Source organism: Planctomycetota bacterium (assembly GCA_016872555.1).
GTDB lineage: Bacteria > Planctomycetota > Planctomycetia > Pirellulales > UBA1268 > F1-20-MAGs016.
Window position 1 is genome coordinate 78095 of record VGZO01000007.1, and the last position, 24015, is coordinate 102109.

The window sequence follows — 24015 nt, forward strand, 5'->3', positions numbered from 1 at the left end:
CCTCCTCCCCTACTCCCCTACTCCAATGACAACGCTCACGCGCCAGCAGGTGCGCGATTTCGACCGCCGCGCGATCGAGGACTACGGCGTGAGCGGAATCGTGCTCATGGAAAACGCCGGCCGTGCCGCCGCGGCAGTCGCGCACGACGAGTTCGGGGCCGGACCGGTGGCGGTCGTCTGCGGGCCGGGCAACAACGGGGGCGACGGCATGGTGATCGCCCGGCACCTCGAGAATCTCGGCCACGAGGTCCGCGTGCTGTCGGCGGCCCCGGCCGACCGCTTCACCGGTGCAGCCGCCGACAACCTCGCGATCGTGCAACGCTGCGGCATTCCGCTCCACTTCCTCCCCGACGGCACGCCCGAGGCATGGCGGCTGGCGCTGGAGGGGGCGGTGTGGATCGTCGACGCGCTGCTCGGCACCGGTGCCGAGGGCTCCCCGCGCGGCGCGATCGCCACCGCGATCGAGGCGATCAACTCCGCCAGCCGGCGGGCGAGCACGGCGGTGTTCGCGGTCGACGTCCCCTCCGGCCTCGACGCCGACACCGGTACTCCCGCCGGCGCGTGCGTCGAGGCCCACGCCACGGGCACGTTCGTCGCCGCCAAGCCGGGCCTCGTGCTCCCCGAGGCCGAGCGCTTTACCGGCATGCTCCACGTGCTCGACATCGGCGCGCCGTTGGCACTGCGGCGCCAGTTCGGCCTCGTCGGCTGACTGCCCGGCGGGAGGATCAGCGGAGCTCGCCGTCGAGAAACGTCCAGCCGAGCGCGTCCATGAACGCCTTCTGACGATTGTCGGCGGCGCCGCCGTGGCCCCCTTCGATGTTCTCGTACGACAGCACCTTCTTGCCGTACTCCTCGAGCCGCGCCGCCATCTTCCGGGCGTGGCCGGGGTGAACGCGGTCGTCGCGGGTGCTGGTGGTGATGAGGATCGGCGGATAGTCCTTCGCCGGATCGAGGTTGTGGTATGGGGAGAAGCCCTTGATGAACTCCCACTCCGTCGGGTCGTCGGGGTTGCCGTACTCCCCCATCCAGCTCGCCCCCGCCAGGAGCGTGTGGTAGCGGCGCATGTCGAGGAGCGGCACCTGGCAGACGATCGCCCCCCACAGGTCGGGCCGGCGGGTGAGCATGTTGCCCATCAACAGCCCGCCGTTGCTGCCCCCCTTGATCCCGAGGTGCCGCGGGCTGGTCACCTTGCGGCGCACGAGGTCCTCGGCGACCGCGATGAAATCCTCGTAGGCCCGCGGCCGGTTGGCCTTGAGGGCCGCCTGGTGCCAGACGGGGCCGAATTCACCGCCGCCGCGGATGTTGGCGATCACCGACACGTTGCCCCGTTCGAGCCACGCCGCACCGGTCACGGGATCGTAGCCGGGGACGAGCGGGATCTCGAAGCCGCCGTAGCCATAGAGCAGCGTCGGCGTCGAGCCGTCGGGGGGAAGGTTCGCCCGGCCGATCTGGAAATAGGGCACCTTCGTGCCGTCGGCGCTGGTCGCCTCGTGCTGCTCGACGACGAGACCGGTCGCGTCGAAGAACGCCGGGGCGCTCTTGAGCTTTTCGACCGCTCCCGCCCGCGGTGCACCGGTCGCGGGAAGACTTCCCAGCGCCAGTGTCGACGGGGCCAGCGGGCTGGCGGTGACGAGGAAGAAGTCGTCCCCCTCGAGATCGTCGACGGCCGAGACGCTCGCCGTGCCGACGTCGGGCACGCCGGCAAGCGGCTCACGGAGCCAGCGGCCATCCTGCCAGGAGAGGGCCTCGATCCGGTTGCGGACGTTGTCGAGCGTGGTCACGAGGAGGTGGTGGCGCGTCGGCGCCACCGCCACCAGCGACGTCCGCGGCCCCGGCCGGAAGAGGACGTGGAACTCGCGGGCGCCGGCCATGAAGCGCTCGTGGTCGATCGCCAGCAGCGCCCCCGCTGGATGGGTGGTGCCCGCCACCTCCCAGTCCTTGCGCAGCTCGAGGAGGAGCCACTCACGGTGGAGCGTGGCGTTGGCGTCGTCGGGCTTGGGCACCTTGACGACCTTGCCGTCTCGCACCTGGTACAGCTCGTTGGTCCAGAACGTCATCTGCCGGACGATGAACTCGCGTTCGAATCCCGGCGTCCGGTCGGTGAAGGCGCTGGCCGCCATGTCGTCGGCCGCGGCCTCGAACACCGTCGTCGCCGTCGCCAGCGGCGTGCCCCGCTTCCAGACGCGCACCGTGCGCGGATACCCGGACGACGTCATCGAGCCGGGTCCGAAATCGGTGCCGACCAGGAGCGTGTCGGCGTCGCGCCAGGCGACACGGCTCTTGGCCTCAGGCAGGGCGAAGCCACCGGTGACGAACTGGCAACTCTCGAGATCGAACTCGCGGATCACCTCGGCGTCGGCACCGCCGCGCGACAACGCCACCAGGCAGCGGCGGTCGTCGGGCTCGAGAACCGTGGCCCCGTGCCAGACCCAGTTCTCCTTCTCGGCGGCCGCCAGGGCATCGACGTCGATGACCGTCTCCCAGCCCGGCTCCGCCGTGCGGTAGTCGGCGAGCGTCGTCCGGCGCCACAGCCCCTTCGGGTTCTTGCCGTCGCGCCACAGGTTGTAGAACTGCGCGCCGATCTTGCCGACCATCGGGATCCGCGCCTTGGAGTCGAGGATCGAGAGGACGCGCCCCTCGAGTGCGCGGAACTCCTCCCGATCGGTCAGCGCCGCCTTGACCGTGGCGTTCCGCTGCCTGACCCACTCCAGCTGTTTCTCACCCGTGACGTCCTCGAGCCACTGGTGCGGATCGGCAGGTTCTTCAGCGCGCGCGGCGACGTTCATGACGAGGAGGAGCAGGGTGAGGTGGGTGACGAGAAGCGGGCGGATCATGGCACGGGTCCACGGGGATGGGAAATGACGCCGCGGGGGGCCCGGCGGAGGGTTCAACGTCGCCGGCGCGGAGGGCTCTCGCCCCTCACGATCGTACCTGCCCGCTGCCAGTGACGACGTACTTCGAGGTGGTCAATTCACGCGTACCGCACGGCCCGCGGGCGTGGAGCTTGTCGGTCGAGATCCCGATCTCGGCCCCCAGGCCGAGCTCGCCGCCGTCGTTGAACCGGGTGCTGGCATTGACCATCACCACGGCGGTGTCGACGCCGGCGGCGAAGCGCTCGGCCGCGGCTGGATCGGCGGTCACGATCGCGTCGGTGTGGCGCGAGCCGAACCGGTTGACGTGGGCGATCGCGTCGTCGAGCGACTCGACGACGACGGCGGAGATCTTGGGCCCGTGATACTCACGGGCGTAATCGGCCGCGGTCGCCGGCACCGCCGCCGGCACCAGCCGGCAGACCGTCTCGTCGCCGGCGATCTCGACGCCGTGTGCGGCCAGCGCCGCGGCCGCGCCGGGGAGGAAACGGTCGGCCACGGCGCGGTGGACGACGAGGGACTCGGCGGCGTTGCAGACCCCCATCCGCTGGCACTTGGCGTTGACCACGATCGCGAGAGCCATCGCGAGATCGGCGGCGGAGTCGACGTAGACGTGGCAATTACCGGTAAAGTGCTTGAGCACCGGCATCCGCGCCTCGGTGGCGACCCGACGGACGAGCTCCTCGCCCCCGCGCGGAATCACGACGTCGATGCAGTCGCTCATCCCCAACAAGCAGCCGATGGCCGCCCGGTCCGGCGTTTCGACCAGCTGCACCGCCGCGAGCGGGACGCCCGTGTCGTCGAGGGCCCCGTGGATGCACTCCACGAGCCGCCGGCTCGACCGGGCCGCGTCGGTGCCGCCGCGGAGGATGATCGCATTGGCGCTGCCGAGGGCGACGGCGGCGGCGTCGGCGGTGACGTTGGGGCGCGATTCATAGATGAACAGCACCACCCCCAGCGGCACCCGGACCTTGCGGACCACCAGGCCGTTGGGCCGCGTCCGCTCCTCGATCACCTCCCCGACCGGATCGGGCTGATCGGCCACCGCCTCCAGCCCGGCAGCGAGCGCCTCGACGCGGGCGCCGTCGAGCCGGAGGCGATCGAGGTTCGCCGCCCCGACCCCGGCCGCGCGGCCGGCCTCCATGTCGAGCGCGTTGGCGGCGAGGATCCCGGCGACGTCGGCGCGGATCCGCACTGCAGCCGCGCGGATCGCCGCGGCCCGCCGATGGCCGGGAACGGCCGCTAGTTCCTGCGCCGCCCGTCGGGCTCGCTCCGCGATCTGCCGGCAGTGGAGCTCCAACTCCTCCGGAGCGGGGCACGCGGTCGTGGTCACGGGGGGATCTCCGACGCTCCAACCGACGCGGCCGTGATCGAGCCGCGGAATCGTACCATGCCGTCACCGGGCCGCCGCGAACGCCTCGAGTGCCGCCCTCACCAGCCCCACGGCGTGGACGCGCACCACCTGGACCCCGGCGGCGGCGAGATGGCAGGCGATCCCCGCCGTGGCCCCGTCGCGGAGCGCCTCGTCGGCCTTCCGCCCGAGGGCCTCCTCGACCAGTTTGCCGAGAAACCCCTTCCGCGAATGACCGACGAGGATCGGCTGCCCGATGTCGAGGAACCGGCCGGCGTGCCGGACGAGCGCGACGTTGTGCGCATGGGTCTTGCCGAAGCCGATCCCCGGGTCGAGGCAGATCCGTTCCCGGTCGATCCCCACCGTCAGCAGCGCCGTGCGGCGCGCGACGAGCCAGGCATGGATCTCGGCGACGACGTCGTCGTAGCGCGGGAGGATCTGCATCGTCTGCGGAGTCCCCTGCATGTGCATCGCGCAGACGCCGGCCCCGGTCTCGACCGCCAGCGGCAGCATCCCCGGATCGCCCTCCAGGCCGGTGACGTCGTTGATGATCTCGGCGCCGAGGTCGAGGGCGCGGCGGGCCACGGCGGCCTTGGAGGTGTCGATCGACACCGGCACGCCGGCCTCGCGCACCAGCCGGTCGACGACCGTGGCGGTGCGCCGCAGCTCCTCGGCGGCGTCCACCGGTGCCGAAAACGGCCGCGTGCTCTCCCCGCCGACATCGAGGATGTCGGCGCCCTCGGCGACCAGCCGCAGGCCGTGGTCGACGGCCGCGCCCGCGTCGGCATGCCGCCCACCGTCGGAGAAGCTGTCGGGGGTGACGTTGACGATCCCCATCACCAACGGGCGGCGCAGCGGCCCGTCGGTCCCCGGCAGGGGCAAGGCCAGCGTGCGCAAGCGCCAACGGGTGGGGAGTGGGGTGGCCATCGAGGCCAATGTACCGCCGTCACGGGGCGGAGGCGGCCTCGCCTGATCACCACGGCTCTTCCATGAGCCCGACGATCTGCTGTGCCATCTTCACGATCCCCTCCTGCTGCGTGCTGGCCACCGAGCGGCCGAACTCGGGGACGAGCATCGCCGACTGGCCGACGTCGACGCTCGCCGCGGGCAGCGGCACGGCGCCGGTGGCGAGCACGGCACCGCCGCGGTCGGCCCACGTGACGAGCACCTGGAGATTCATCTCCACTTGCCGCGACTGGTCGGTCGGGCTCTCGACCACCATCCGTTTGGTGTCGGCGACGATCCGCGCCGTCAGCACGCTGTCGGCCTCGGCGGTGCCGACGACCTTGAACGGCGTCCGCTTCTCGATCTCCTTGCACACCGCCTCGGTGAGGCGCTCGCCGAGATCCAGTCCCGGTGTCATCCGGAACGATTCCGACTGGATCAGCGGCACGAAGACGGTGCGGACGTTGGGGGCGTAGAGCGTGGCGTTGCCGAAGCGGTAGCTGGCGCAGCCCGAGACGAGCAGGGCGGCGGCGATCAGGGCCAATGGCCACCGGCCCGTCGTGGCGATCGTGCCGCGCGCCTGATCCATGACGACACCCCTCGACGGCCGTACTCGGCCCGGAACCGGTCGCTCAGCGGACGATTCCCGCGTCGGTATCGTTCTCGCGGGCGATCACCGTGTCGGCTTCGGCCATGGCGTCGAGCTCCGCTTCCTTGAGCGAGTCGGGGTTGAGGACCGCCGTCAGCATCGGGAACGGGTTGTCCGAGACGTCGGCGAGCCCCTCGATCTCGCCGAGCCGGTCGCGGGCCTTCTGGGCGAGGAGCGTCTGCGGACGGTCACGGGCCAGCAGCGCGTAGTAGATCCGCGCCGAGGTGTAGTGCTTTCCCTTGGCGTAGAACTCGGCGCGCTCCCAGTGCCGGAGCGCCTGCTGCGCGGCGATCTCCGCACGCGTGGTGACCAGCCGGTCCTGGTCCTCGTTCGTCAACTGGTCGGGGAACTGGACCAGCGTCTGGTCGGCGAGGAACTCCGCTTCGTCGAGCACGCCCCCTTCGTAGCCGGCCCCCTGGTAGGCGCGGAGCTTCGCCTGGATACCGAGCAGATGGGCCTCGAGGAGAAAGTCGCTGTCCGGGTATTCGGTGCGGAGCAGCCCGTAGAAGTAGTCGGCGTCGATCCACTGACGGTCGAGGAAGTGGGCGTTGGCCGCCGCCATGATGCTGTCGTCGGCGAGGATTCCGCGCGGATCGTTGAGACGGACATGCTCGAACGCCTTGAGGGCGCGCCCCTTGGTGTCGAACAGCGGCCGGCTGCGATCGGCGAGATTGGGGACCAGCAGCGGGAGGTGGTCTTTGCGGTCGACGGCGATCCAGTATTGGCCGATCACGAATTGCCGCTGGGCGACGCGGTCGAGGTAGCGCGAGTTGGCGTACTTCTTCACCAGTTCGTCGTAACCGTCCTCGGCCTTGGGGTAGCGGTCGGTGAAGAACCAGCACTCGGCGAGCTGCCAGAGGGCGTCCTCCTCGACGGCCGAATCGGGCCAGCGGTCGACCGCCACCTTGTATTTGGCGATCGCCTCGTCGTAGCGGCGCTCGCGGTACAGGGCGTCACCCTCGGCCAGCGCCGCGCGGGCGACCGCCTCGTTCGGCCCGCGGCCGACGAGTTTCTTCCATCGCTTCTTGATGTTCTCCCCCTTGAAGTAGTCCCAACCCGTCCCGGTGTCGGCACTGGGGCGCTCTGAGGAGATCACGCCGGCATCGTCGGCCGCGAGCTCGCCGGCGGGCTTCGACCACGGCCAGCGCGGCTTCTCCAGCCCGGCGCAGCCGCCGGCAAGCAGGGCCGCCACCACGAGCGGCGGCACCGCGCGCACCACGGTGGCCAGCGGATCTCGGCGGGGGGAGGACGTCATGGTCGCGGCTTCAGGGACGGGTGACCGGGCAGGCCGTGGACGACGCGTCCCGCGGCGAAACGGCGGCGGATCGCGCCTCGGCAACGGGGCGATATCGACGGCCCGCGCGGGTGGGAAATCGGTCAGCGACGCCGGGGTCCGGGCCGCTGTGGCGACGCGGATGCGGAGCGGAGCCGGCGGCCGAGCAGATGGGACAGGTAGGCATCGACGACGGCACGGGCCTCGCCGAGCCGGTCGGCATCGACGGTGAGGATCGTCCGTGGCGGCGTGGCGGCCAGCCGCCGGAGCAGCGCCAGCGCACCGTCGGACACCGAGACCACCAGTCGTTTGCCGCGTCGGCAGGAGGGGCACAGAGTCCCGCCGTCGAGCATCCCGAAGGAGGCGCGTCCCGTGCCGACCGGCGCCAGGCAGGCGGCGCAGCGCTCCAGCGCCGGCCCGTGACCGGTGAGGTGGAGGATCGCCAGGGCGGCGCGGATCCGCTCCTCGTCGACCCGGTCGTCGGATCCACGATGACCGGAGAGGGAGTGGACGCTGGCGACGACGGCATCGAAGAGCTCCGGCTGCGGATCGGCGTCGGCGGTGAGCGCGTCGGTCAGTTCGGTCAGGCCGACCGTCGCCTGATAGGCCGCCAGGCTGCCGGCGATCCGGAACCGCTCGAGGAGGCAGGCCTCGGTGAGCAGATCCAGACCGCCTGACGCACGGCGCAGGACGATTACCTCGCACGTGGAAAACAGGTCAAGGGCGCCGTCGAACGGCCCCTTCGGACGCCACGCCCCCTTCGCCAGAGCCCGCAGCTTGCCGATCTCGCGCGTGAAGAGCGTGACCACGCTGCTCGTCTCGCCGAACGGCGTGGCACCGAGTACCAGCGCGAGCGTCTTCTCCGCGGCCATCGTCGCGTCTCAGGGGCTCGTCACCCGTACCCGCTCCACGCGCCGGCCCGAGGTGGCGAGGACCTCGAACGACGCGTTGTGGGCCTCGATCCGCTCCCCCACCTGCGGCACCCGGCCGCAGCGATGGAATACCAGCCCGCCGACGGTCTCGTACCCGTCGGTCTCCGGCAGGTCGAGCCCTGTCCGTGCGTTGAGCTCACCGACGGGAAGGTGGCCGTCGACCTCCCAGGAACCGTCGGCGAGCCGGTGAAGCCCGTCGGCGAGGACCTCGTCATGTTCGTCGGTGATCTCGCCGACGATCTCCTCCAACGCGTCCTCGATCGTCACCAGCCCCGCCACGCCGCCGAACTCGTCGGTCACGATCGCGATGTGGGTGTGGGTCCGCTGCAGCTCACGGAGCAGCTTCTGGACCGACATCGTCTCGGGGACGAAGAACGGTGGCCGCAGCACCTCGCGCACCGACGACGGCGGCGGCACGCCGTCGAGCCGCCGGGTGAGGGCGACGAGCAATTCCCGCGCGTGGAGGATCCCGATCACGCCGTCGGGCGATCCTTCCCACACCGGCAGGCGCGAGTGGCCGCTCTCCGCGGCGAGGCGAACGACGTCGTCCCACGGCATGTCGACGGACAGGCTCACCATCGCCGTCCGCTTGGTCATGATCCGTCCGACCCGTGCCTCGGCGAGGTCCATGATCCCCTCGATCATGTCGCGCGCGGTGTCCTCGAGCAGACCGTCGCGGTGGGCCTCGTCGACGACCGCGCGGAGCTCGGCGTCGCCCGTCGCCGGCGCGACCGGTCCGGCCCCCCCCGCGGCGGCGAGCCGCCGGCCGAGCGACCCCAGCCAGCCGACGACCGGCGCCGCCAGCGCCAACAGCGGCCGCCAGATCGCGAACCCACCGACGAGGATCGCCGCCCCGCACCAGGCCGAGGCGACCACCGGCAGGGCGACCAGGGCCAGCCACGCCAGACCGATCCAGCCGACCGCTCCGGCCACCGCGGCGGTCGGCCCGGCGGCCGCCAGCGTCCGACCGGCGAGCAGCGTCGCCACCAATGCCGCGATCACCATCGCCGACGACGCGAGGAACGCGAGGGTGTCGCAGTCGGTGAGGATCCGCGCCACGTCGTCGGGTCGGCCCCGCGACCGGCAGGCCTCGGCGACACGATGGCGCTGCGGCCCGCGCGCGGCGCGGGCGAGTGTCGCCGCCGCTCCGGCGAGGGCGAGGACCATCACCGCCGATTCGATGCGGATGGCGGCGGGGTTCATGGGCGGCGCGAGCGACGGGGTGGGGCAGGGAGATCGAGCGCGGCGAACACCGCACGCTCGCGGGCCCGCATCGCCCGGCGGTGGGCGACGGCATGGTCATCGTAGCCGGTGAGGTGGAGCAGACCGTGGATCATGTAGTACGCCAGCTCGTGCCGGGCCGACCAGCCGTAGCGGGCCGCCTCGCGCAGCGCCGTCTCCGTGCTGCAGGCGATGTCGCCGCACAGCCGGTCGCCGTCGCCGAGATCGAAGGTGATCACGTCGGTCGGGGTCGGATCACCGAGCCAGCGGTCGTGGAGGGCGGCGATGCCGGCGTCGTCGACGAAGACCAGCGTGATCGTCGCCCGCTTTACTCCCTCCTCGGCCAGCGCCCGGCGGCACACGCGGGTCAGCCAGGCGCGGGGCACGGACCAGACCCGCTGCCGATCGACGACCTCGACGACGTGCCTTCTCGGCGACGGCCGTGATCCGGCTTGCGCAGCGGCCATGTCAGGCTGACCGCTGGCCGGGATACTTCACGCGGCCATGGTAGACCGCGGTCAGGCTCTTGGTGAGGCTGTCCTCGATCCGTGCCAACTCCTCGAGCGTCAGCCCGCAGTCCTCGAACTGCCCGTCGAGCAGCCGCTTCATCGCCAGGTCGTGCACCAGCCCCTGGATCCGCGCCGGCGTCGGATCGGCCAGGGCCCGGCTGGCGCTCTCGGTGGCGTCGGCGAGCATCAGCACCGCTGACTCGCGCGTGCTCGGCTTCGGCCCCGGATAACGGTACATCTGCTCGTCGACCTCGGTCCCGTTGGGGTCGACCTGCGAGCGTTCGGTGGCACGACGGAAGAAGTACTCGACCAACGTCGTGCCATGGTGCTCGGTGATCAGATCGACGATCGGCTGCGGGAGGTGGTACTGCCGGGCCAGCTCGGCCCCCTCCTTGACGTGGGCGACGATCACCAAGGTGCTCATCGCCGGGGCGAGGGTTTCGTGGAGGCTCGGCTGCTGCCCCTGGTTCTCGACGAAGTAGGCCGGTTTGAGCATCTTGCCGACATCGTGGAAATAGGCCCCGACACGGACCAGCAGCCCGCGGGCACCGATCGCCTCGGCCGCGGCCTCACCGATGCTGGCGACGTTGATCGAGTGGTTGTAGGTGCCCGGGGCACGACGGACCAGTTCCTGGAGGAGCGGATGGGCGATGTCGCCGACCTCGAGGAGACTCAAGTCGGTGAGGACGCCGAATGCCCGCTCGATGAACGGCAGCAGACCGGTCATCAGGAACCCCGACAACGCGACCCAGCCGGCGGTCCGGGCGGCGTCGGTGAGGATCAGGTAGTCCTTGTCGAGCGGGCGCGACTCGAGGAGTTGCGACCCGATCTGGGTGAAGAAGGCGACGGCAGCGGCGAACAAGCCGACGTAGATCAGGCGGCTGCGGCTGCGGAGCCTGCCGGTCCAGAACACCACCGCCGCCGCGGTCGACACCAGCGTCACGAAACTCGACATCCCCGCGCCGAGCACGACGACCACGACCAGCGCTACTTCGGCGGCCAAGAGCAGCGCCAGGTCCTCCTCGTAGGCGATCGCCACCGTCAGGGCGAACACCACCAGCGGCACCGTTTCCGCGCGCCAGCCGTCGGCGGCGGCGCACAGGCAGACGAGGACCGTCACCGTCGACAGGCCGAGGAGCGTGGCGACGTGGCCGAGATCGTCGAGGATGTCGTGGTGGCGGAGGTGGATGTAGAACCCCGCCAGCGTCAGCACCGCCACCAACAGCCCGAACGTCGCCACCAGTCGGCTCAAGCGCTGCGGGACCGTCTGCTCCTCGTTGAACGCCCGCTCCTCGAGCTCCAGCAACTCGAACTGCTCCGGCGACAGCGGCGCTCCGGGCGGGGCCAGCAGGTCACCGGCGGCGTAGCGCTCGAACTGCTGCGGGGTCTCGTCGCTCGCCTTCTTCTTGGCCTTGGCGGTCCCTTCGAGGTCCACCTCGAGCGAACCGGCAAGCCGCTGCTCGAGCCAGCCGACGAGGCGCGACGTGACAGGGCCCTCCCCGAACTCCTCGGTGAACCGGCCGGCAAGACGCAGCTTGGCCTCGACCAACTGGACGTCGAAGACCTGCACCCGGGAGATGTCGGCGGGGTTCCCGAGGGGATAGACGTCGATCTCGGTCTGGCTCCCCTCGTTGATGTCGTGCTGGAGTTTCTCGAGCACGCCCGTTCCGAGAATCTCCGCGAACGCCCGGTCGATCGCCCGGTCGACCTCCGTCTGCTTCTCCTTCGAGGCCACCCGGCCGCGGAACCTCTGATACTCCTGCTCCGCCGCGAGCACCGCCTCGTCGATCGGCACGGCGACGTCGCGCGACGGTTGGTCATCGGCGGGGGAGGTCGGTTGCTCCACTCCGGGGGCAGCGGGAGGAGGAAGTCGCTCGAAGGCGTCGGCGGCCTCGGGGGCGAACTCGAGCCACACCGCGCGGGGCACGGCCGCGAGCGTCTCGGCAGGGGCCAGTTCGGCGAGGCGGTTCTTCAATCCGTCCCGCAATCGCATCAGCTTCGCCTTGTCCTGCGTGTAGACGACGCGGACCTGCGCCTCGGCCCGCTTGCGGGCTTCCCGGGTGCGTTCCGCATCCGGTTTCTTGAACGGCACCCTGGCCGCCACACCGCGCGGCGCCACGGCGCCGACGTGCCACGGGAATGGCTCCATCCAGCCCCTCACCAGCAGCGCCATCACCAGCGCTGCACCCAGGCAGAGCCCGAGGCGGACCACCACCTCGGCGCGCGAAGCGCGCTCGAAAAGGGTTGACCAGAACCCCTGGGGGCCTTCGATGGCCTGGCCGCGGCGGATCCGGCGACGGTAGGACGAGGGGGCGACGGGCATGGGGGAAGAATCACGGCCGGGAGGGCCGCCGCTGCTCCTGATGACCTGCGTCGTCGTAGGCGGCGACGATCCGCTGCACGAGCGGGTGGCGGACGATGTCCTCTCCGGCGAGCCGCACCTGCGCACACCCCGGCACCCCCTCCAGCCGCCGCATCGCGTCGACCAGTCCGCTGGTCCGGTTGGCGGGAAGGTCGACCTGCGTCGTGTCGCCGGAGATCACCATCTTCGACCCGTTGCCGAGCCGGGTGAGGAACATCTTCATCTGCGAAACGGTGGTGTTCTGGGCCTCGTCGAGGATGATGAAGGCGTGGTTGAGCGTCCGCCCGCGCATGTACGCCAGCGGGATCATCTCCACCACCTCCTGCTCGGAGAGGCGTTTGAGCTGCTCGAAGTCGATCATCTCGCGGAGGGCGTCGAGCAGCGGGCGCAGGTAGGGGTTGATCTTCGCCTGGAGATCCCCCGGCAGGTACCCGAGGCTCTCGCCGGCCTCGACCGCCGGACGCACCAGCACGATCTTCCGTACCTGCTCGCTGCGCAGCATCGACACCGCAAGAGCCACGGCAAGAAACGTCTTGCCGCTCCCCGCCGGTCCGGCGCAGAGGACCACGTCGTTGTTGCGGATCGCGCGGACGTAGGCCGCCTGCCCGGGGGAACGCGGGACGACCGCCCGTCCGGGCCGCTGGACCTCGATCGGCTCGACCGGCTCGGCGGCGGATTGTCCGGTGGCGATCGACAGCAGCTGGGCGACGTCCTCGAGGGCCACCGACCCCTGCTCCCGGGCGATCCGGTCGAGCTCTTCGAACACCGCCGTGGCGCGGAGCACGGCCGGCTCGTCCCCTTCGATGTGGATCGAGTCGTCACGGGCCGAAACGCCGACGCCGAGGGCCGAGCGGATGCGGCGGAGATGCTGATCCCGCGGCCCGAAAATGGCCAGGATCCGCTTGGAGTCGACGACCGCGATGCTCGTGCGCGACATGTGAGCCCGCGGCGGCATGCCACCGACGGTCTCGGATAGAGGGGATTTCGCACGAGTATACCCGGCGGCGTCCGGGCACCCGCGGGTGGTGTCCGGGAACCAGGCCGTTGCCTTCGTGGCACCTCGGCAAACCCTGACGCGGCAGCATGTTGCGTCATGCCACCCCGGGCCCGATCCAGTCCGCCGCCCGCCACAACACCCAGGCCACCGGTGCGGCGACCAGCAGCGAGTCGACCAGGTCGAGAACGCCCCCCAGCGGCCCCAATGACCGACCCGAGTCCTTCGTGCCCGCCTCGCGTTTGAGCAGTGATTCGCCCAGGTCGCCGAGGATCCCCGCCGTCCCCACGGCGAGACCGTACACCGGCCAGCCTCCCCAGGGATGGGGCGCCGACGGCGCCGCGAGCAGCATCCAGGCGATCGCCACCGACGCCGCCACCGACGCCCATGCCCCCTCCCAGGTCTTTCCGGGGCTCAGCGCGGGCGCCATCCGCCGCCGACCGAGCGACGATCCGACCGCATACGCCGCAACGTCTCCCCCTTTCACGACCGCGACGAGGCTCGCCAGCGGCACGATCGAGCGTGCCCCGCCGGGGATGCCGCCGTCGTCGACACGCAGCGCCACCAGGCACGCCACCGGCAGCGCCACCCAGGCGAGGATCAGCCCCGTCGCCGCCAACCGTCGCGTTCCGCCGCCATCGGCCGAGGGAAAGCGGATGATTTCGACGACCAGCGCCACGACGAACGCCAGCGCCGCCGCGCCCCCCGCCCAGCCGATCGCCGCCAGCGCCGGTGCGATGCCGGCCGTCGGTAGCGCACGAACCACTCCCGCGCCACAGGCCGCCGCGACCACCACGGCGCTGCATCCGCCGACGGCCAGCGGCCGTGGCACCGGCGCCATCGTGCGGTCGGTAAGACGGCGCATCTCGTCGGCGCCCCCCGCCGCCACGGCCAGTGCCACCGGCAGCAGCCACGTCGCCGCCGGCGCGCCCGACAGGCCAGTGGCATCGGCCCAGAGAAGGAAGGCGAATGCCGCCGCCAACGCGACGGCGAACGCCACCCGCTCGGCGATCTTCCGCGCGGGCCGTGGGGTCCGAGCCCCACCTTCGTCGACCGCCGCGTTCACGATGGGGCGAGCCCCCCGAACTTGCGTTCACGCCCGGCGAACGCGCGGATCGCGGCGTCGAGGTGGCCGGTGTCGAAGTCGGGCCACATCGCATCGGTGGTCCACAGCTCGGCGTAGCTGACCTGCCAGAGGAGGAAGTTGCTCAGCCGCTGCTCGCCGGCGGTGCGGATCAGCAGGTCAGGGTCGGGCATTCCCGCGGTCGACAGCCGGGCGGCGAACGACGCCTCGTCGATCGTCGCCGGGTCGAGGCTGCCGTCGCGCGCCGCCTCCGCCAACGATCGGGCCGCATCGACGATCTCGTCACGACCGCCGTAGTTGACCGCCAGGCAGAGACGCATGCCGGTGTTGCCGGCGCACGTCGCGACCGTCCGGTCGAGGGCCGCCAGGGTGGCCGCCGGCAATCCCTCGCGGCGGCCGATCGTGGTCACCCGGATCCCTTCACGCATCAGCAGGGCGCGTTCCTCGACCATGTACTGCTCGAGGAGATGCATGAGGAACGTGATCTCGAGCGCCGGCCGCCGCCAGTTCTCGCGGGACAGGCAGTAGAGGGTGAGCTGCTCGAGGCCCAGGCGGGCGGCGTGTTCGGTGATCCGCCGCACGCTGGCGACCCCGCGGCGGTGCCCCTCGATCCGCGGCAGGCCCCGTTGCCGCGCCCAGCGGCCGTTGCCGTCCATTATTATGGCGACATGCCGCGGCGTGACTCCGGCCGCCGCGGCCGCCGGTGCAGGGGTCACGCCCGCACCGGTGCCGGCTGTCGAGGCCATGGCAATCCGCCCCCTTCCGCCGGACCACGTGCGCCGCCGTCGCCATCGCGGAAAACCGTCTGTGCCCGGTCGGGACCGACCGAGACGATCCGCACCGGTCGACCGAGCAGCGCGGCGATCCGCTCGACGTAGCGTTGGGCCGCCCCGGGGAGCCCGACCTGTTCGCGGATCACCGACAGGTCCTCGTGCCAGCCGGGGAGCGTCTCGTAGACCGGGCGGGCGCGACGGAGATCGTCGACGTGGCTGGGAAAATCGGTCGTCCGCCGGCCGTCGATCTCGTAGGCGGTGCAGATCGAGAGTTGGTCGAGCCCCCCGAGGACGTCGAGGAGCATCACGGCCAGCTCGTCGACGCCGGACAGCCGGGTGGCGTAGCGGGCGGCGACGGCGTCGAACCATCCGCAGCGGCGTGGCCGGCGCGTGACGGTGCCGTATTCGTTGCCGCGCTCGCGGAGATGGATGCCGATCGCATTGTCCTGCTCGGTCGGCAGCGGCCCGCCACCGACCCGGGTCGAGTAGGCCTTGACGACGCCGATGGAGCGGTCGATCCACCGCGCCGGCACACCCGATCCGGGACCGACTCCCAGCCCCGAGGAGTTGCTGCTGGTGACGAACGGGTAGGTTCCGTGGTCGACGTCGAGGAGCGTTCCCTGGGCCCCTTCGAACAGCACCCGCCTCCCGGCCTCGACCGCGTCGAGCAGGTAGGCAGTCGTGTCGCGGACGTGCGGCTCGAGGCGCGTGGCCATGCGGCGCGTGTCGGCGAGGATCGCATCGGCATCGAGCGTCGCGGCGGCCGGCCCAGCCACGGCGAGGAAGCGCTGCTTGAGGGCGACGACGTGCCGCAGCGTGGCGGGGAAATCGTCGCGGTACAGATCGCCGATCCGGATCGCCATCGCCCGCCCCACCTTGTCGCGGTAGCAGGGGCCGATGCCCCGGCCGGTGGTGCCGATCGGCTCGCCACCCGACAGACTGCCGTCGAGGAGGCGGTCCTCGGCGACGTGCCACGGGAAGACGACGTGCGCCCGGTCGGAGAGCAGCAGTTTCGAGCCGACCGCGACACCACGCCCCTCGAGCATGTCGATCTCGCGGAGCACCGCCGCCGGGTCGAGCACGACCCCGCCGGTGACCACGCAGGTGACCCCGTCGCGGAGGATCCCGCTGGGGATCAACGACAGCTTCCACGTCTCACCGCCGGAGACGACGGTATGGCCGGCGTTGGCGCCCCCCTGGTAGCGGACGACGATGTCGTGGTGCTCGGTGAGGATGTCGACGAGCTTGCCCTTCGCCTCGTCACCCCATTGCAGACCGATGACGCAGGTGCCGGGCACGACAGGAAAACCTCGCCGAATAATCCGAGCGGGCAGCGCGGGCTGCCATGAAGAGCTTTCCCCGCGATTCTAGCACACGCCACCGTGCCGGCCGCCGCGCCGGCGGGTGTGCTCCAGACCGCGGGGTACGGAAGCAGGGGAACCTCCGCCACAGTCCCCGGAAGGCCCCGCCGCCACCCGGTCCGGGCGGGTGGTATCGTCTGGCGGGAGGCCACTGCCGATGAAACCCGCGCCCGGTACGATCCATCATGTCGCTGCCGCGGGTGCCGGGCAGACGCTGGCCGCGTTCCTGCGCGGAGCCGAGCAGGCGAGCTGGTCGCAGGTCCAGCGGCTGATCCGCACGCGCCGCGTGCAGATCCACGGCAATGTCTGCACCGATGCCGGCCGCCGGCTGCGCGACGGCGACGTCGTCAAGATCCTCCCCACCTCGGCGCCGGCGCCACCGCGCGCCGACCAGCTGCGGATCGTCCACCTCGACGCGGCGGTGGTCGTGGTCGACAAGCCGTCGGGGATCACCACGGTGCGCCACGCCGAGGAGCGGTCGTGGCCGGCCCGGCGCCGGCAGGTCCAACCGACGCTCGACGAGCTCCTCCCGGCGGCGATCGCCGCCCACGGCGGACGGCGGCGCGGCGGCGGGCGGCTGGTGCCGGTGCGCGCCGTCCACCGCATCGACCGGGAAACCAGCGGGCTGGTGGTGTTCGCGCGGACGGTGCCGGCGGAACGGATCCTCGCCGAACAGTTCCGCGCCCACACCACGCGGCGCCGCTACCTCGCGTTGTGCGTCGGCCGGGTCGGCGCCGGCACGATCGTCTCGACGCTGGTTCGCGACCGCGGCGACGGCAGGCGCGGGTCGTCCGACGAGGGCGAGGGGAAACGGGCGGTGACCCACGTCCACCCCGTCGAGCACTTCGGCGACGACGCCACGCTCGTCGAATGCGTCCTCGAGACGGGGCGGACGCACCAGATCCGCATCCATCTCGCCGAGAGCGGCCATCCGCTGTGCGGCGAGCGCGTCTACTCGGCGCCCCGGGGGAGCGGCGGAGTCGATCGCTCCGGGGCGCGGCGGGTGATGCTCCACGCGGCCCGGTTGGGGTTTGTCCATCCCGAGTCGGGCGCCGACCTCGATTTCGAGTCGCCGCTGCCCGCCGACATCCGTGCGGTCATCGCCCGGCTGCGCGGCTCCGCCGGCCCGCGGCCATCGGCACCACGCCCCGATGCCGGCCTCACTCGGCCGCGACCACCTCGCCCCCCGAGCGGGTCGCGACGGCCTGCCAAACGGCGGCCTCGACCCCGTCGGCCATGAACCGGCTCGAGCCGTCGGCCCACAGGACGTTGACCCCGCCGGGATGGCGGCTTCGCGCCCCCCGCCAGCCGTAGCCGGCGTACATCAGGCGGGGATCGGCCGTCGCCATGTTGACGCCGAGGCAGTCGATCTCGGGATCGTTGGGAAGGCGGCGGTGGTTGTAGAGGCAGGTCCGGTACTCGCCGTTGGCCCAGGAGAATCCGCGCAGGTCGGTGAAGTTCCAGTAGAAGGCGGACCGGCACCCGGCATCTGACAGGGGAAACGCGAACGTGAACGCATAGCCGTTCGCCGCGGTGATCGAGCCGCGGTTGGTGGTCGCGACCGGACCGTCGCCGAGGTTGCTCTCCGCGAACGCCACCGTCTTGGAAAGTCCGTCGGTCACGTCGCGCGGCTTCGTCTGGGAATTCACGAAGAACATCCCGTCGGTGTCGAACGGCGTGCCCCCGCCGACCCCGGTCCCGGTGCAGGCGGCATAGTTCGTCGGCCCGAACAGCGGCGACACCGGGCCATTGCGATCCGACGGGCAGAGAAACAGCGGGATCGTGAGGGCGACGATCGGCTTGTTCTGCGGGGCGATATCGGCCGGCGTCAGGCCGATGTACAGCGGCACGGAGAGGTCGAGGCTGCGGAGCAGCGATTCCTGCTCGTAATACGGTGCGAGGTGGGCGAGCACCGACCAGCGGAAGAACTGGTGCGGCCAATTGGGCTTCGCCGCCCAGGCGCGGGCCTCGGCCCCCACCGGATACCGTCCCCTCGCTCCCTCGTGATTGGCCGCGGCGATGCCGATCTGGCGCAGGTTGTTGACACACTGCGTCCGCCGGGCGGCCTCGCGGGCTGCCTGCACGGCCGGCAGGAGCAGCGCCACGAGGCCGCCGACGATGGCGACGACGACGAGCAGTTCGACGAGCGTGAATCCGCGCCGGGCGATCATGGTCGGCGGAGTCTACTCCCCGCCCTGCGCCGTCGCCACGCACACCAGGCGGCCAATCCCGCGCCCGTCACCGCCAGCGTGACGCTCCCCGGCTCCGGGACGGCGACGATGCCGCCGATCTGCCCCAAGCCGCTGGAAAACGTCGGACCGGCCGAGCCGTCGGCAAAGAACGAGTAGATCGCCCCGTCCCCGGCCGGGCTCCCCACCAGCAACCGATCGCCCTGCATCATCGTCATCACCCCGGCGCCGAACGGAGCACCAGTGGAGGCGAACGAAGTGGTGTTCAACGTGGCGAGGTCCGTTTTCAGCACGTTGCCATTCATGATGCTGGCGGTGTAGAGGGAACTACCGCTGATCACCAGGCCTGTCGGGCCGAGGAGACCGCTGGCGCCGTTGGCGATCACCTCGCCCACGTACGCTCCGGTGGCGTCGAACTTCTTGACCGGCCCGGTCGCGGCGAACGTTTGGAAACTGTAGGTCTGGTCGGCGACGTACAGACTGCCGTCGGGGCCGATTGCCAACCCGGGGCTGCTCGCGAGATTGCCGCCGACGGTGTAGTCGGAGACGGTGTAATTGAACGACGATCCGCTTTGGCCCACGCTCACCTTCACCACCGGACCGGTGTTTTGGTAGAGGGGATTTCGGCCGACGAGCAGGTCATTTCCCTTGAGGACGATGCTGGCGGGAAACACCCCGGCCGCAGCCAGCGAAACCACCTCCGGCGACAGTGTCCCCGTGGTCACGTCGAACCGGCGGAGCTGCGGGCCGACGGTCGTGGAGTTACCTGATTCGCCGATATACAGCGCGCCGTCGGGGCCGAGCGCGAGCGCCGCCGGGCTGAAGAGCGTTCCGTCGGGCAGGAGCGTGGTCAACGTTCCGGCGGGGTTCGCCGAGTCGTATCGCGACAGGCTGCCATTTGTCAGGCTCGCCACATACACCGTGTCGGCGACCGCGAGGCCGGCGAGGGCGACCACGGCCAAGCCTGCCACCAGCAACCCCATGCGCGGCAACCGGCGGATGCCGCCCGCTCCCGATCGCCCCTCACCACCACCGCGCCGACCTCGCCGGTCGGTCCCCACCGAACGCACTCCCGAACGCTTCATCGAGCTCTCCCGTTTTCAACGCGGCTCCCGGGGGCTGCGCACGCAGCCTTCCGGTACCTCGACGGCGAGGTACCGGGTCGTCGTGACCCGTTCGACCGCATGACAGTCCTCACGGCGACACCACGGCGCCGTCAACCAACGCCCAGACAGTCCGTGGACCGAGCCCTCGCGGGACTCGTTCCACGGCGTCTTCGCGCGGACTCCGGGCGCGGCGGACAGGCGGCGTCCGGAGCAAAGACGCTCCGGGGGGCAAATCGCGGGCCAAACGGAACGTCCGCCGGGGCCGGTGCGCGCCTGCCGGAGCGAACCGCTGCCAGACGGCAGTGTTTCAACTGAAAACCAGCGGCGCCCGGCCGTCGGTCATCGCGTTGCTTTCGCGATGGCAAGAAAGGCGAACTGTCGACGTGGGGCAATTTGCCCCACGGTTCCGCGTGCCTTGGAGCCGACAGCACCGTGATGGGCCGCCGTGGATGGTGCGAATCGTCCCACGCAGTCGCCGCAGCGAGCGGGAACCGGCTCGATTGGACAGTTGCCCGGCTAGGATTCGAACCTAGACAAAGGGAACCAAAATCCCTTGTGCTACCGTTACACTACCGGGCAGTCGTCGTCTCGACGCATGATACCCGCAGGCGGGGCAGCCGGACCGGGCGGCGAACGGTTTGGCCACGCGAGCCGTCGCTCATCGTGGTGACGACTCGCCGCCTGACCCCGTCCGCAGCTCTCCGGGCGTTGATCCGTCGCCGGCTGCGGTCGTCGCGGGCGCGTCGCTGGGACCGCCGGCGGCAGCGGTCTCCCCCGGCTTCACCAGCCGGTTGGTGACCGCGAACGAGAGTTGCTCCAACTCGATCGCCAGATCGACGGAAACGACCTGGACCTGCGGTGGCAGGGCGAGCGTCACCGGGGCGAAGTTGACGACCCCTTCGACCCCCGCGGCGACGAGCCGGTCGGCGACCTGCTGGGCCTGGTCGGCAGGCACGACGATCATCCCCAGGCGGATGCCGTGCTCGCGGACGATCCGCGGCAACTCCGCGAGCGGGAGGATCGGCAAGCCCTGGATGACCTGCCCGACCTTGGCCGGGTCGGCGTCGAACACCGCCTGGATGGAGAAGTTCTGCCGGCCGAAGCCGCGGTAGCCGAGCAGGGCCTGCCCGAGGTTGCCGGCGCCGACCATCACCACCGGCCAGAAATGGTTGGTGCCGAGGATGTCGCGCATCGCCCGGATCAACTCGTCGCAGCGGTAGCCGACACCCGGGTAGCCGAACTGCCCGAAGAAACCGAGGTCCTTCCGCACCTGGGCGTCACTGAACCCCAGGAGCGTGCCGAGTTGCCCCGACGAAATCGTCTGCTGACCGGCAGCCTGGAGCCGCTGGAGCTCGCGGAGGTACAGGCTCAACCGGCTGACCACCACCTTCGGCACCGAGACGTCCGAAGGGGGCTCGCCGGCTGGGGGTCGCGTGTCGCTCATGTCGGCCATGCGGTGCGCGTGTCATCCCCCCGAATCGGCACGACTCTACCGACCCGCCCCCGTCACCCGCAACGAACGCGGGTCCGGGATGTCAATCTGTGCCGAATGTCCGGCCACTGGTGCCCTGGAAAAACGGTGCTGGCTGCGTGTTTTGGTCAATCTGCGTGGTTTTTGTGGCCGATGGTTTCCTAGGCGTGCCGGCGGACCGCGCCGGCCCCACTCCCCATCGTTTCCACCCGAACCACTCTTTGCTCAGGAGCACCTCCTCGCCAGAGGAAGCAGCCATGAAGACCACGTGGACAGCCTGTCTGCTGCTTGTCGCCGGGATCGGATGGGCGGCCGCCGCCCGCGCCGATCTCGCCGACATGCCGGCCGACGGTGCCGGGACCGCGGCGCTTTCCGCCGCCGATCCCTGCATCGAGGGCGAACCGACGCCCGCCGACGACCCCGTCATCGACGCCCCGTGCAGCCCGACGCGGCTGGTCCGGGACGTGGTGTTCGAGAACCGTGACTTCACCTGCTGGAAGACCGTCTCCGAGCGGCAGGTGGAGCAGCGCGAAATCGACTGCATCCGCTTTGAGAGGGAAACGTCCTTCAAGGAACAGGAATACACGGTCTGCACGCCGGTGTGGGAGTCGCGCACCCGGACGGTGAACTACACCCTCACCAAGCCGGTGTGGGAGACGATCACCAAGGAGATCCCCTACACCGTCTGCACGCCGGTGTGGGAGACGCGGCAGCGCGAAATCCGCACCACGGTCTGCAAGCCGGTGTGGGAGACGCTCACCAAGGAGATCCCCTACACCGTCTGCAAGCCGGTCTACGAGACGCGCCAGCAGACCTACACCGTCTGCAAGCCGGTGTGGGAGACGCTCACCAAGGAGATCCCCTACACCGTCTGCAAGCCGGTCTACGAGACGATGAGCCGCGAGATCCCCTACACGGTCTGCAAGCCCGTCTACGAGACCCGCCAGCAGGTCTACACGGTCAACAAGCCCGTTTACGAGACCATGTCCCGTGAGATCCCGTACACGGTCAACAAGCCCGTCTACGAGACCCGCCAGCAGGTCTACACCGTCAACAAGCCGGTCCACGAGACCATGTCCCGCGAAGTCCCCTACACGGTCAACAAGCCCGTCTACGAGACCCGCCAGCAGGTCTACACGGTCAACAAGCCGGTCTACGAGACCATGTCCCGCGAGGTCCCTTACACGGTCTGCCGGCCGGTGTACGAGACCCGTGAGCAGGTCTACACGGTCAGCAAGCCGGTCTACGAGACGATGACCCGCGAGATCCCCTACACGGTCTGCCGGCCGGTGTACGAGACCCGTGAGCAGACCTACACCGTCTGCAGGCCGGTCCAGGAGACCCGCACCAAGGAGATCCCCTACACCGTCTGCAAGCCGGTGTACGAGACCCGCGAGCAGACCTACACCGTCTGCAAGCCGGTCCAGGAGACCCGCACCAAGGAGATCCCCTACACCGTCTGCAAGCCGGTGTGGGAGACCCGTGAGCGCGACGTCTGCAAGACGATCTGCAAGCCGGTCCACTACACCAAGACCGTGCAGGTCCACTGCGGCCGCTGGGAGACCGAGGTCTGCGAGATCCCCGGACCGGTGATCACCCGCTGCATCCGCGAGCCGGGCTGCTGGGTGTGGGACGAATGCCAGTGCAAGTGCGTCTACCAGCCCGGCGAGGTGCGCCGCGTCGAGGAGCAGTGCCCGCCTCGCCAGGTCACCAAGAAGCGGTGGGTGACCGAGATCCGCGAGAAAGAAGTGCAGTGCGTCCGCCACGAGCGTGAGACCGTCGTCGAGAAGCGCTGCGAGAAGGTCTGCCGGATGGTCCCCGTGCAGCGGATCAAGACCTGCACCTACACGGTCTGCCGGATGGTGCCGGAGCAGCGCTGCCGCACCTACCAGGTCTGCCGGATGGTCCCCGAGCAGCGCGTCCGCACCTGCACCTACACCGTCTGCCGGATGGTGCCGGAGCAGCGCTGCCGCACCTACCAGGTCTGCCGGATGGTGCCCGAGCAGCGGGTCAAGACCTGCGCCTACCAGGTCTGCCGGATGGTGCCCGAGCAACGCGTCCGCACCTACCAGGTGTGCCGCATGGTCCCCGAGCAGCGCGTCCGGACCTGCACCTACCAGGTCTGCCGGATGGTGCCCGAGCAGCGCGTCCGCACCTACCAGGTGTGCCGCATGGTCCCCGAGCAGCGTGTCCGGACCTGCACCTACCAGGTCTGCCGGATGGTGCCCGAGCAGCGCGTCCGCACCTACCAGGTGTGCCGCATGGTCCCCGAGCAGCATGTCCGGACCTGCACCTACCAGGTCTGCCGCATGGTGCCCGAGCAGCGCGTCCGCACCTACCAGGTGTGCCGCATGGTCCCTGAGCAGCATGTCCGGACCTGCACCTACCAGGTCTGCCGCATGGTGCCCGAGCAGCGCGTCAAGACCTGCTGCTACAAGGTCTGCCGGATGGTGCCCGAGCAGCGTGTGCGCACCTACCAGGTGTGCCGCATGGTCCCCGAGCAGCGCGTCAAGACCTGCTGCTACAAGGTCTGCCGGCTGGTCCCCGAGGAGCAGGTCCGGACCTGCACCTACAAGGTCTGCCGGATCGAGAAGGAGCAGCGCGTCAAGACGTGCACCCAGCGGGTCTGCCGGATGGTCACCGAGCAGTGCTCGAAGGAAGTGCCCTACAAGGTGTGCACGATGGTCCGCGAAACCCGCACCCGCCAGGTGCCGGTGACGACGGTCCGGCCTGTGCACGAGACGAAGACCATCGACGTGGTGCGGATGGTGCCCAAGCGGGTGCCGTACACCGTGACGCAGCGCGTCCCGATGACGGTCTACCGCGAGGAACCCGTCTGCCAGTGACCCTTCGATGCTGACGCCCCTGCCCCCGGCATGCGCCTGCGGGCCGGCCGGTGGGGACGGGCGGGACGATTGGGAGTGG

Annotated in this window: 19 protein-coding genes and 1 tRNA gene; 3 read left to right on the top strand and 17 right to left on the bottom strand. The window is 70.5% G+C overall.

The features are described 5' to 3' along the window. The first annotated feature begins 25 nt into the window (after positions 1-25). A complete protein-coding gene (locus FJ309_03940) occupies positions 26-709 on the top strand; it encodes an NAD(P)H-hydrate epimerase (GenBank protein ID MBM3953759.1) in 684 nt (227 codons plus the stop codon). Between the two features lie 16 nt (positions 710-725). Here FJ309_03940 and FJ309_03945 read toward each other — a convergent pair whose 3' ends face one another. The 13 genes from FJ309_03945 to FJ309_04005 all read right to left on the bottom strand — a co-directional run bounded on the left by FJ309_03945 (position 726) and on the right by FJ309_04005 (position 16261). Beyond that, positions 726-2786 carry a S9 family peptidase gene (locus FJ309_03945; protein MBM3953760.1) on the bottom strand — a complete coding sequence of 687 codons (2061 nt, stop codon included), beginning with the start codon at positions 2784-2786 and terminating at the stop codon, positions 726-728. A gap of 133 nt (positions 2787-2919) precedes the next feature. Next, a complete protein-coding gene (locus FJ309_03950) occupies positions 2920-4203 on the bottom strand; it encodes a glutamate-5-semialdehyde dehydrogenase (protein MBM3953761.1) in 1284 nt (427 codons plus the stop codon). Positions 4204-4266: 63 nt separating this feature from the next. Continuing rightward, on the bottom strand, positions 4267-5148 hold the full coding sequence (gene folP, locus FJ309_03955; protein ID MBM3953762.1) for a dihydropteroate synthase: 882 nt from the start codon (positions 5146-5148) through the stop codon (positions 4267-4269). A gap of 46 nt (positions 5149-5194) precedes the next feature. Next, entirely contained in the window at positions 5195-5755 is a 561-nt protein-coding gene (locus FJ309_03960) for a hypothetical protein (GenBank protein ID MBM3953763.1), read from the bottom strand. A 43-nt stretch (positions 5756-5798) separates the two neighbouring features. After that, positions 5799-7070 carry a tetratricopeptide repeat protein gene (locus FJ309_03965; protein MBM3953764.1) on the bottom strand — a complete coding sequence of 424 codons (1272 nt, stop codon included), beginning with the start codon at positions 7068-7070 and terminating at the stop codon, positions 5799-5801. Between the two features lie 122 nt (positions 7071-7192). Continuing rightward, positions 7193-7960 carry a DNA repair protein RecO gene (gene recO, locus FJ309_03970; GenBank protein ID MBM3953765.1) on the bottom strand — a complete coding sequence of 256 codons (768 nt, stop codon included), beginning with the start codon at positions 7958-7960 and terminating at the stop codon, positions 7193-7195. Between the two features lie 9 nt (positions 7961-7969). Further along, on the bottom strand, positions 7970-9223 hold the full coding sequence (locus FJ309_03975; protein ID MBM3953766.1) for an HlyC/CorC family transporter: 1254 nt from the start codon (positions 9221-9223) through the stop codon (positions 7970-7972). After that, positions 9220-9708, bottom strand: a complete 489-nt coding sequence (gene ybeY, locus FJ309_03980; GenBank protein MBM3953767.1) for an rRNA maturation RNase YbeY — start codon at positions 9706-9708, stop codon at positions 9220-9222. The genes FJ309_03975 and ybeY overlap by 4 nt, the downstream gene beginning before the upstream one ends. Before the next feature lies 1 nt (position 9709). Beyond that, positions 9710-12073 (bottom strand): HDIG domain-containing protein, encoded by a 2364-nt coding sequence (locus FJ309_03985; GenBank protein MBM3953768.1) that lies wholly within the window; start codon positions 12071-12073, stop codon positions 9710-9712. A 10-nt stretch (positions 12074-12083) separates the two neighbouring features. Continuing rightward, positions 12084-13049: a PhoH family protein gene (locus FJ309_03990; GenBank protein MBM3953769.1), complete on the bottom strand. Its 966-nt coding sequence runs from the start codon at positions 13047-13049 to the stop codon at positions 12084-12086. Positions 13050-13203: 154 nt separating this feature from the next. Then, complete coding sequence (locus tag FJ309_03995) at positions 13204-14175, bottom strand: hypothetical protein (GenBank protein ID MBM3953770.1); 972 nt, start codon at positions 14173-14175, stop codon at positions 13204-13206. Next, positions 14169-14936, bottom strand: coding sequence for a di-trans,poly-cis-decaprenylcistransferase (gene uppS / locus FJ309_04000; protein ID MBM3953771.1), 768 nt, complete (start codon positions 14934-14936; stop codon positions 14169-14171). Before uppS ends, FJ309_03995 begins: the two co-directional genes overlap by 7 nt. Further along, entirely contained in the window at positions 14903-16261 is a 1359-nt protein-coding gene (locus FJ309_04005) for an adenylosuccinate synthase (GenBank protein MBM3953772.1), read from the bottom strand. The genes uppS and FJ309_04005 overlap by 34 nt, the downstream gene beginning before the upstream one ends. 220 nt (positions 16262-16481) lie before the next feature. On the opposite strand from FJ309_04005, the gene FJ309_04010 reads away from it, so the two are divergent. Further along, a complete protein-coding gene (locus FJ309_04010) occupies positions 16482-17564 on the top strand; it encodes an RluA family pseudouridine synthase (protein ID MBM3953773.1) in 1083 nt (360 codons plus the stop codon). Here FJ309_04010 and FJ309_04015 read toward each other — a convergent pair. The 4 genes from FJ309_04015 to FJ309_04030 form a co-directional block, all read right to left on the bottom strand. Beyond that, entirely contained in the window at positions 17485-18495 is a 1011-nt protein-coding gene (locus tag FJ309_04015) for a DUF1559 domain-containing protein (GenBank protein MBM3953774.1), read from the bottom strand. The genes FJ309_04010 and FJ309_04015 overlap by 80 nt on opposite strands. Further along, positions 18492-19598, bottom strand: coding sequence for a hypothetical protein (locus FJ309_04020; GenBank protein MBM3953775.1), 1107 nt, complete (start codon positions 19596-19598; stop codon positions 18492-18494). The genes FJ309_04015 and FJ309_04020 overlap by 4 nt, the downstream gene beginning before the upstream one ends. Before the next feature lie 529 nt (positions 19599-20127). Continuing rightward, positions 20128-20198, bottom strand: a tRNA-Gln gene (locus FJ309_04025). A gap of 79 nt (positions 20199-20277) precedes the next feature. Next, on the bottom strand, positions 20278-21063 hold the full coding sequence (locus FJ309_04030; protein MBM3953776.1) for a redox-sensing transcriptional repressor Rex: 786 nt from the start codon (positions 21061-21063) through the stop codon (positions 20278-20280). A 284-nt stretch (positions 21064-21347) separates the two neighbouring features. Here FJ309_04030 and FJ309_04035 point away from each other — a divergent pair, with 284 nt between their 5' ends. After that, positions 21348-23936, top strand: a complete 2589-nt coding sequence (locus FJ309_04035) for a hypothetical protein (protein MBM3953777.1) — start codon at positions 21348-21350, stop codon at positions 23934-23936. Positions 23937-24015: the final 79 nt, after the last annotated feature.